Here is a 2,745-nt window from a genome sequence, read left to right as displayed (position 1 = left end):
GTGGATAATCGGCCTGAGAGCACCCCAAACAGTCGCCCCTCGTCATCGAGATTCGAAGTCGGCGAGCGGCTACGCCAGACCGCCTTTCTGGACCAAACGCTACCGACCCGTACTCGCTATCAGAACTCACCCTATCGGGTGGACCCGAGCGAGAAGGCGCAGCTCCTGGCGCCGATGATCAGGAGCACTGCCGAGCAGTACTTCTCGAAGTACAAAATTAGCTGGCACCGCCATGCCAACCACGCGCTGTCGTCTCAGCAATGCTGCCTCAACTTTCTGATGCCGTTGGCTGAACAGCCCGGCCGTCTCTCGCAATTGATCGGCCGCGCTCTCGACATCGCCCCGCCCGATATGATGCCGGTCGAAGATGGCCCTGACGGACGGCCATGGTACGTCGGCTTCGAATGGAACGGTGGCGGGCACGACTACCTGAACGAGAGCAAGAAGGGAAAGCCGCTTCAGCGCGGCGCCAACTCGACCTGCGCCGATGCCGTCGTCAGATTCTGCACGGATCAAGGCCCGGAGTTTCTGCTGATCGAATGGAAATACACGGAAAAGTACGGAGCCCCGATCCCAGCGAAAGGCAACTGCGAACGATGCCGTCGCTATACCGCAATCGCATTCGATCCGAACGGACCGTTGAAACGGAATCCAATGCTCAATCTGAAGGACTTCTTCTACGAGCCCTTCTATCAACTGCTCCGTCAACAGATGCTGGCGCACCGCATGCAGCTGGCGCAGCACGGTGGCGTGCGCCGTGTTCGGGTTCTGCACATTTCACCGGCCGGCAATCGCGCCCTGCACCGCGTCACCTCGCCCCCTCTGCGTGAGCTCGCATTGGGCGTCGATGCGTTTGATGTGTTCCGCTCGCTCGTTGTGCGCCCCAACGATTTCGTCAATCGTACCATCGAGGATCTGTTTATTCCGACTCTCCGCGAAGCCGGAGCAGACGATCCATGGGCCTCCTATTTGACCCAGCGCTATCGCTTCCTGTCCGACGGCGCTTCCGTCGTCTCGTAGGACTCTGCGGACCGCTCACACCTGCGAAACAGAGCCCCCCAAGAACGCCGATGCCCGCGGCGAGCGCGGGCATCTCGTGATCAGAGCGAATGTTGCAGCGACGGCGTCAGCCCGTTGTAACGGCCGTCTCGACGTCGGACGGATCGATGGTGCGGTTGAGATTGGCGTGCAGGCGGTCGTGGTCGAGTTCGCCTTCCCACCACGACACGAACACCGCCGCAACACCGTTGCCGGTGATGTTGGTCAGCGCGCGGACTTCGCTCATAAACTTGTCGATCGAGAACACGATCGCCATCCCCGGCAGCAGCGCCGGATTGACCGCGGCGAGCGTGCCCGCAAGCGTCACGAAGCCGGCGCCGGTGACGCCGCTGGCGCCCTTCGAGGTCAGCATCGCCACCAACAGGATCGCGACCTGGTGGCTGAAGGTCAGTTCGATGCCGAGCGCCTGGGCGATGAACAGCGTCGCCAGCGTCATGTAGATATTGGTGCCGTCGAGGTTGAACGAATAGCCGGTCGGAACCACGAGGCCCACCACCGACTTCGAACAGCCGAGCCGCTCCAGCTTTTCCATCAGCTGCGGCAGCGCGCTTTCCGACGACGAGGTGCCGAGCACGATCAAGAGCTCGTCCTTGATGTAGGCGATGAACTTGAAGATGTTGAATCCGACGAACCGCGCGATCAGCCCGAGCACCAGCACCACGAACAGCGCGGCAGTGGCATAGAATAGCAGCACCAGCCCGAGCAGGTTGCTGAGCGCGGCCGGGCCGTATTTGCCGATGGTGAAGGCCATCGCGCCGAACGCACCGATCGGCGCCGCCTTCATCACGATGGCGATGACGCCGAACACCGCGTGCGCGGCATCGTCGATCACGTCGCGCAGCCGATGGCCGCGCTCGCCCAGCGCCATCAGCGAGAAGCCGAACAGTACCGCAAACAGCAGCACCTGCAGGATGTCGCCCTGCGCGAAGGCGCCGACCACGCTGTCCGGGATGATGTGCAGCACGAAGTCGACCGCCTTCAGATGGCTGGCCTGATCGACGTATTTCGCCACCGCACCGGCGTCCGGTTTGGCGGCGAGACCGTGCCCGACCTGGAAGATGTTGCCGACGATCAGGCCGAGCAGCAGCGCGAAGGACGACACCACTTCGAAATACAACAGCGCCTTGACGCCGACGCGGCCAACCTTGCGGGCGTCCTGGATATGGGCGATGCCCGACACCACGGTGCAGAAGATGATCGGCGCGATCACCATCTTGATCAGCTTGACGAAGCCGTCGCCGAGCGCCTTGATCCATTCGTTGGTGGCGAGGTGCGGCGACAGCCAGCCGACCAGCACGCCGACCACGATCGCGAACAGCACCTGGACGTAAAGCACCTTGTAGAAGGGCTTCGACTTGCCGCGTTGCGGCAGTGCTGGTGCATCGATATGGGTCGTTGCCGACATGGCGATCACTCCACTCGCTTGATGCCTGTCGAACGAAAAGACGTTGCTGGCCGACCGCAGGCAGTCCCGGTCGACCTAGTCGATTGAAGAACGAACCGTCAGCGTTGGCGGTCGACGATGCGGCGCACCGCGGGCAGCAAGGCCGCGCCGAGCGCGGACTTGACCAGCGAGCCGGCGAGGAACGGAACCACCCCGACCCACCACGCCTTGGTGAGGCCGAGATGAAGACCGAAGGCGAGCCAGGCGAAGCCGAGCGTCAGAATGGCGAGGTGGCCGGCGCG

General features: G+C 62.9%; 3 protein-coding genes. 1 reads left to right on the top strand and 2 read right to left on the bottom strand.

Going from position 1 to position 2,745, the window contains the following annotated elements:
* Positions 1–1,020 (top strand): PGN_0703 family putative restriction endonuclease (locus DYI24_RS24660; RefSeq protein WP_205523675.1); only part of this gene is annotated, 1,020 nt, incomplete at its 5' end.
* A 106-nt stretch (positions 1,021–1,126) separates the two neighbouring features.
* On the opposite strand, the gene DYI24_RS24655 is transcribed toward DYI24_RS24660, so the two are convergent.
* Complete coding sequence (locus DYI24_RS24655) at positions 1,127–2,464, bottom strand: dicarboxylate/amino acid:cation symporter (RefSeq protein WP_107346578.1); 1,338 nt, start codon at positions 2,462–2,464, stop codon at positions 1,127–1,129.
* 98 nt (positions 2,465–2,562) lie between these two features.
* Positions 2,563–2,745, bottom strand: a 183-nt coding sequence (locus DYI24_RS24650) for a biotin transporter BioY (RefSeq protein ID WP_164574193.1), incomplete at its 5' end; no start/stop codon positions are given.

This window comes from Rhodopseudomonas sp. BR0C11 (assembly GCF_010820945.1).
GTDB lineage: Bacteria > Pseudomonadota > Alphaproteobacteria > Rhizobiales > Xanthobacteraceae > Rhodopseudomonas > Rhodopseudomonas palustris_H.
Note: the sequence above shows the minus strand (reverse complement) of the source record. Positions and strands in the feature narration are given on the sequence as shown.